The organism is Pseudomonas sp. 05N434 (assembly GCF_056396965.1).
Window position 1 is genome coordinate 1 of the sequence record NZ_JBFTMK010000226.1, and the last position, 7477, is coordinate 7477.

Sequence of the window (7477 nt, forward strand, 5' to 3'; positions counted from 1 at the left end):
GCTCTGTTGAATCGCCAGCGCCGTGTAGCGCTGCGGGGCGGTCAGGTCGTTGGCGAAGTCGCTGGCCAGGACACTCGCCGTGGCTAACGATTCACAGGCGTGGGCCAGCAGGCTTTCGGTATCCATATTCGGGGCGACGATGAACATGGTGCTGGGGCGGCGGGGTTTTTCGGTGTAGGGCGCCGGGGGATCGAGATAGTAGTCGAGGGCGCGTTTTATGGCTTCGCGGTCTTTGAGCAGGTCTTCAGCGCGCAAGGTTTCGGGGTCGGGAGTGCTGGTGTTGACGGGTGGATCGGGAACAATTTTTTTATTCATTAGGGGCACCAAATCAAATGGAGCCACCACTTATCGTTTCTCACGCGATGAAGGGGTGGCAGCTATGTGCGGAGTGAGAAACCGGTCGTACCCCAAACCCGGCCGGACCGAAGTCCGCCCGCACACAGCCGCCATAGAGCATTGCACGCAGCGGTAAGCTGGCGGCAATTATGGTGGTACTGATGTTGGATTAACAGGGCTACCGGGTTCTCACGCCCGATCGCTGAGTTGTCAGCGACAGCCAAAGACTAGAGAGCCCGCTTCCGACGGACAACCTGAAAGATGCGTGGGAAAGGTCTGAGTTCTGATACATCCGTTAAACATTCAAAGCGGAACGCGGAGCGTCCCTGGCGGCATTCCCACGCAGGAGCGTGGGAACGATCACCCTGTGGGAGCGGTGAGTCAGCGCCGGCGCATAAGACCGATGAAGAACAGCCCGCCAATCGCGGCGGTGGCGACGCCGATGGGCAGGTCTTCCGGGGCGATCAGGGTGCGTGCGGCCACGTCGACCCAGACGAGGAACAGGCTGCCCAACAACACGCACACCGGCAGCAACCGCCGATGCTCGGCACCCACCAATCGCCGGGCAATGTGCGGCACCATCAGCCCGACAAAACCAATCGAGCCGCTGATGGACACCAGCACCCCGGTCATCAGCGAGGCAATCAAAAACACCCGCAGCCGTACGGTGCGGGCATTGAGGCCCAGGGTCACGGCGGTCTGTTCACCGGCCATCAACGCATTCAACGGCCGGGCCATGCCCAGCAACAACACCAACCCGAGCAACACACTCGCGGCGGGCACGGCAAGCAATTCCCAACGCGCCAGCCCGAGGCCGCCGAGCATCCAGAACATCACCGCCGAACTGGCGCGATGGTCACCGAGAAACAGCAGCAGGTTGGCAATCGCCATCATCACGAACGACACCGCGACACCGCACAGCAGCAACCGATCACTGTCCAGCCGCCCATGACGGTTGGCGATCATCAGCACGATCAGCATGCTCAACAGCGCGCCGATAAACGCCGCGATGGGCAAGGTCAGCAGGCCGACGATTTCACCGACATGCAACACCACGATCACCGCGCCGAGGGTCGCGCCGGAGGTCACGCCCAACAAGTGCGGATCGGCCAATGGATTGCGCGTCACCGCTTGCAGCACCGCACCGATCAGCGCCAGGCCGGCGCCCACCAGCGCGCCGAGCAACATGCGCGGCACGCGGATCAGCCAGACGATGTGTTCCTGGCCGGCCGTCCAGTTCTGCTCGCCAACACCGAGCGCCTTGTGCAGCAGAATCCGCCACACCACGTCCACCGGCACCCGCGCCGGGCCAAAACCCAGCGACACCACACACGACATCAGCAACAGCACGCCGAGGCCGATCAGCAACAAGGCATAGCGACGGTCGATCATTCGCCGTGGAAACCCTTGGCCAGGGTTTCGACCGCCAGCACGTTGTCGATCCCCGGGGTGGCCTGTACGTAAGGAATGACGATGAAGCGCTGGTTCTTGATCGCGTCCACCGATTGCAGGGCCTGGTTGTTCAGCAAAAACTGCTCCTTCTGTTCAGCGGTGACTTCGCCGTAATCGACGATCACGATCACCTGCGGATTACGCTCGACCACGTTTTCCCAGTTGACCCGGGTCCAGCTCGCCTCGACGTCATCGAGAATGTTGCGCCCGCCGGCCGCGTCGATCAGCGCCTGCGGCATGCCCAGGCGCCCGGAGGTCATGGCCCGGTCTTCACCGCTGTCGTAGAGAAATACCCGAGGCTTGTCCGCTGGCAGATCCTGGCGCACCTCGGCGACTTGCGCCTGCATCCGGGCGATCACGGCGTTGGCGCGATCCTGCACGTCGAAGATTTTGCCGAGGTTGCGCAGGTCGTTATAGGTGTCATCCAGGCTGGCCGGTGGGCGCTTCATCACGAACGCGCAGGACTCGGTGAGTTCGTAGACGTTGATCCCCAGTGGTTGCAGGGTTTGCGGCGTGAGGTCACCACCGACGCGCATGCCGTAGTCCCAACCGGCGAAGAAGAAATCGACGTTGGCGTTGAGCAGGGTTTCCACCGACGGATACTTGGCTGCCAGCTCCGGCAAGCCATCGAGGATGGTCTGCATCTGGGGCGTCACCGATTTCCAGCCGGTCACGCCGCTGTAGCCGGCCATCCTGGGTTTGAGACCGAGGGCGAGCATCATCTGAGTCATGTTGATGTCATGGCTGACCGCGTGTTTCGGCGCTTGCTTGAAGGTCACTGCGCGGTTGCAACTCTGGACAGTCAGCGGGTATTTCGTGGCCTCGGCGAAGGCATGGGCACTGCCCAGCAACAACGCGACGCAAAGCAGGGAACGCAAAGTCATGGTTGGGTTATCCAGGTGATTCGTGGGTAGCCGTGCAAGGGATGGTCATCGATCAGGGCGTCGACGCCGAACACGTTGTGCAAAAGGTGTGTGGTCAGGACTTCTTTGGGGGTGCCACTGGCCACGATGCGACCGTGATGGATCACGTACAGCCGATCGCAGAAGGCTGCCGCCAGATTGAGGTCGTGGATGCTCGCCAATGTGCCGATCTGCAGGCGTTTGACCAGTTGCAGCAGTTCCAGTTGATAGCGCGGGTCGAGGTGGTTGGTCGGCTCATCGAGGATCAGCAATTGCGGTTGCTGGGCCAGGGCGCGGGCGAGGATCACGCGCTGCTTTTCACCGCCGGACAGGGTGGCGAAGGCGTGGTCTTCGAAGCCCTTGAGGCCGACTGATTCCAGGGCGTGGGCCGCGAGGTTGCGGTCGTGCACGGTGTCGCCGTCGAACAGTCCTTTGTGCGGCGTGCGGCCCATGGCGACCACTTCATCGACGGTCAGGCCGAAGGCGTCGGGAAATTCCTGCAACACCACGGCGATGCGTTGCGCACACCAGCGTGAGGACTGCTTCCAGACGTTGTGATGGTCGAGTTTTATCTCGCCATGTTCCGGTTTGCTGAAGCGATAAGCGCACCRCAGCAGGCTGGTTTTACCGCTGCCGTTGGGGCCGATCAACCCGACGAACTCACCGGCTGCCACGTGCAAGGAGGCGTCACGCAGCTGGAACTGGTGATGGCAGTGGCCGTGGCCCAGGGGTGTCCAGGCGAGGTTGGTGAGGTTCAGCGAGGTCATTTCATTCCTGATGATCGTTCAAGCCAGCACACACCTGTGGCGAGGGAGCTTGCTCCCGCTCGGCTGCGCAGCAGTCGTAAAACCCTACAACGCGGTATCCCCTCAGAAACCGCGGCGTCAGGTTTGGGGTCGCTGCGCAACCCAGCGGGAGCAAGCTCCCTCGCCACAAAAACTTGGCGGTTTGCCAAGGACTCAATGCTGGCCCGCATTGTATTGGCTTTACGCGTACGCGTATCTCGCCTGTTTCATGATGAAGGTGAGGTGGATTCAATTTGCCGGCCCAGGCGCGACAGCAGCCCCCAATCCAATAGCCACACGACAACCAGCGAAGCCCCCACCAACGGAAACATCACCGCCAGGGCGAGCATGATGACCATTGCGGTTTTCCATTTCGGCAGGTCGTGACGCAACGGTGGCACACCGAACTTGCCCTGTGGCCGACGCTTCCACCAGATCACCACGCCGCTGACGGCGCTGAGCAAAATCATCAGGCAGATCAGCAGCACGATGATCTGATTGAACGGGCCGAACATCTTGCCTTCGTGCAGCATCACGCCGACTTCCGTGGCGCGGGCGACGTTGCTGTAATGCTGCCAGCGCACGTCGGCGAGGACGTCGCCGGTGTACTGGTCGACGTGCAGGGTGGCGTCGTTGCGCGGGTCGTCGGCGAACACCGCGATGGTGAACACGCCGGTGGCGGTGGTCGGGAAGGTGATGCTGTAGCCGGGCTCGACCTTGCGCTGCACGGCAATGTTTTGCACGTCTTGCAGGCTGATGGTCGGCGCCGCCGGGCCGGCTTGCGTGCTGGCGTGAGCCATGTGTTCGGCATGGTCGCCAGACATTGGCATCGGCGTGTTTTCCATGGCCCACGGCACGGTCTGGCGTGTGGCGCTGTTGAGGCTGCGGGCCTCGACGTCGGACTTGGGCACGTCATTCCACATGGCGACCGGAAAGCGGTTCCAGAGGTCGGCGTATTGCTTACCCCAGAAGCCGGTCCAGGTCATGCCGCTGAGCAGCATCACCAGCAAAAACGCCGCGCCCCAGAAGCCAGTCACTGCGTGCAGATCACGCCACAGCACGCGGCCGCGACTGTTCAAGCGCGGCCAGAGAATGCCGGCGCGCTGGCCACGCGGCCACCACAAAAATACCCCGGAGACCACCAACACCACACCCCAACCGGCGGCCAGCTCCACCAGCCGATCACCGACGGTGCCGATCATCAACTCGCCGTGAATCGAGCGTGCGAGCGCCTGCAGATTGTTCTTCGCATCCTGCTCGCCGAGGATATCGCCGTGGTACGGATCGATGAACACGTTCAGTTCATGACCCTCATTGATCACCACAAATTGCGCGCTGCGTTCGGCGTTCACTGGCGGCAGGTATTGTTTGATCTGGCCTTGTGGATACGCCTCTTTTACCCGCTTGAGCAGGTCATCGGCGGCGACTGTGTGATGACCGGCCGGGACGTTCAGCAGGCTGCCGTACATCAACGGATCGAGTTGCGGTTTGAACAGGTAGACGATGCCGGTCAGGGCCAGCATCACCATGAACGGCGCGACGAACAGGCCGGCGTAGAAATGCCAACGCCAGGCCAGGTTGTAGAAATTCGGTTTGGGCTGTTTCACTTCAAGTGCTCCGCTAGGCTTGGATCTTTTGTCATTGTCTGGTGACTGCTGCGCAGTCATTCGCGGGCAAACCCGCTCCCACGGCGGTGTTGAAGCTGTGGGGGCGGGCTTGCCCGCGATGCTCTTAGAAGCTCATGTCGACCTTGGTCCAGAGCGTGCGCCCCGGTTCGTTGATGGCTTGCGGATCATTGGCCGGGAAGCCGAAACCGGCGTTACCGGCCAGGTTCAGGTGTTCGGCGTAGGCCTTGCCGAACAAGTTGTCGACGCCGCTGCTGACCTTCCAGTTCTTGTTGATCCGGTACGCGCCGTTGAGCGAGAACACGCCGAACCCCGAGCTTTTGTCGAAGTCTTTGCCGACCACGTTGCCCTTGTTCCGGTCGATGCGGTTTTGCGCCGCGACCACCCGCCACAAGGCGCCGGCGCTCCAGTTATCTTCGCTGTAGGTCAGGCCGAAGCGCGCATCCAGCGGTGGCATTTGCGGCAGGGCAGTGCCGTCGCTGCTGTTCTTGCCCCAGGCATAGGCCAGGGTCGCATCGGCTTTCCAGTTGGCCGTCAGTTTGTAGGCTGCACCGAGTTCGCCGCCCATGATTCGCGCGTCGATGTTCTCGGCTTGCGAGGTCATGCCCATCATTCCCGGCGTGTAGTTGAACAGGATGTAGTCACGCACCTGCCCGACATATCCCGAGGCCCAGGCTTCGAGGTCGGCGGTCTTGTATTGCAGGCCGAAGTCGAGCTGGGTGGTTTTCTCCGGCTTGATCGCGTCGAACGCATTCACCGAACCGGCAGGGCCGGACTTGGGTGAAAACAGCTCCCAGTAATCCGGGAAACGCTGGGCATGGCCGAGGCCCGCATACAGCGTGGTCGGGCTGTCGGCCAGGTCATGCTCGTAACGCACGAAACCGCTGGGCAGGGTATCGGCGCGGGTGTCGTCGGCGGTCGGGTTGGGGCGGGCCATCATCCCGGAGCCGATGGTCTGCCGATAATCCTTGGCCGAAGCACGGTCCAGTCGTGCGCCAGTGATCAGCCGATCACGGTCGGCGGCGTACCAGGTCAGTTCGCTGAACACGCCGTAGTTGTGGAAGTCGGCGTCCTTGTTGCGCGGCACATCCTTGTAGGCGTCGACGCCCATGGCGCTGCGTTGGCGGTGTTCGTTGGTTTGCGCGTCCAGGCCACTGATCAGTTGCACATCGGCCCAGCGCCAGGTGGCTTTGATCCGCGCGCCGAGGGTTCGGCGATCGACATTGGAGGCCATGGGACCGGCCATCATCCCGGTGCCGGACGGCGTGCGCAGGGTGTAGTTGTCCATCACGTGGTCGGCGTAGTTGTAGTAGACCTGCGCCTCGACCTTATCCAGCACTTCACCGATGTTCGACTGCTCGAAGCGCAGGCCCAGGCTTTCGCGCAAGAACTGCGAACCGTCCATGCCACGCCCGGCGTAACGGGCTTCGCCGTCGCCTTTGCCGGCAGTCAATTCCAGCAGGGTGTCGGCGTTCGGCGTCCAGCCCAGCGCTATATCACCGTTCCATTTGTCGTAGCGCGAGGGCACGGTGTCGTTGTTGCCGTCCTTGTAGTCATCGGAGTGCGCGGTGTTGCCGATCACGCGCACGTAACCCAGCGGCCCGCCAGCGGCGGCATCCACCACTTTGTCGAAGCGGCCGTTGGAGCCGGCCAATACGCTGGCATTCACCCGGGTGCCGAGTTCGCCGAAGCTTTCCGGCTCCCGGTCGAACAGGATGGTGCCGGCGGAGGCGCCGGGGCCCCAGAGCACGGTTTGCGGGCCTTTGATCACGGTGAGTTTGTCGTAGGTTTCCGGTGAGATGTACGAGGTCGGAGCGTCCATCCGGCCGGGGCAGGCGCCGAGCATCATGCTGCCGTTGGTGAGGATATTCAGGCGCGAACCGAACATGCCGCGCAGCACCGGGTCGCCATTGGTGCCGCCGTTGCGCACCAGCGCGAAGCCGGGGATGGTCTTCAGATAATCACCACCGTCGCTGGCCGGCACCGGTTGGCGCGGGTCCTTGGGGTTGGTGACGACGGTCAGCGGCGAGCTCGGCGCGATGGCGGTGATCACCGTCGGGCTCAGTTCTTCGGTGTGGCCGGCGTGTTCATCGGCCAGCACCATTGGCGTCAGCAACAAGCCGCAAAGAACAGCGGTGGCGTGCCTGAAGCGAACGCGGGATGGGTTCAGGGCAAAAAAAGCCTGGGCAGCGCCCAAACGTGTGTCAGCAGAAAACCTGGACATGACAATTTCCATCGAACAGTCGTAAACGACACGGCCGGCAGCCGACGCAAATTCCTGTAGGAGCGAGCTTTTGTGGCGAGGGAGCTTGCTCCCGCTGGGCTGCGCAGCGGCCCCTTTTGTGAGTGCTGCGCACTCAGGCGGGAGCAAGCTCCC

General features: G+C 62.4%; 6 protein-coding genes. All 6 read right to left on the reverse strand.

Translation table 11 applies throughout. The annotated features are described in order from the left end of the window. A partial coding sequence (locus AC1DLB_RS15690) for a DUF6124 family protein (RefSeq protein ID WP_477785245.1) occupies nt 1-315 on the reverse strand: 315 nt, incomplete at its 3' end. Nucleotides 316-717: 402 nt separating this feature from the next. Then, nucleotides 718-1728, reverse strand: coding sequence for a FecCD family ABC transporter permease (locus AC1DLB_RS15695; RefSeq protein WP_477744186.1), 1011 nt, complete (start codon nt 1726-1728; stop codon nt 718-720). Continuing rightward, nucleotides 1725-2672, reverse strand: a complete 948-nt coding sequence (locus AC1DLB_RS15700; protein ID WP_413697091.1) for an ABC transporter substrate-binding protein — start codon at nt 2670-2672, stop codon at nt 1725-1727. Before AC1DLB_RS15700 ends, AC1DLB_RS15695 begins: the two co-directional genes overlap by 4 nt. After that, a complete protein-coding gene (locus AC1DLB_RS15705) occupies nt 2669-3457 on the reverse strand; it encodes an ABC transporter ATP-binding protein (RefSeq protein WP_477785246.1) in 789 nt (262 codons plus the stop codon). The genes AC1DLB_RS15700 and AC1DLB_RS15705 overlap by 4 nt, the downstream gene beginning before the upstream one ends. A gap of 245 nt (nt 3458-3702) precedes the next feature. Next, entirely contained in the window at nt 3703-5082 is a 1380-nt protein-coding gene (locus AC1DLB_RS15710; protein WP_477745540.1) for a PepSY-associated TM helix domain-containing protein, read from the reverse strand. 124 nt (nt 5083-5206) lie between these two features. Continuing rightward, nucleotides 5207-7324: a TonB-dependent copper receptor gene (locus AC1DLB_RS15715; protein WP_477744184.1), complete on the reverse strand. Its 2118-nt coding sequence runs from the start codon at nt 7322-7324 to the stop codon at nt 5207-5209. Nucleotides 7325-7477: the final 153 nt, after the last annotated feature.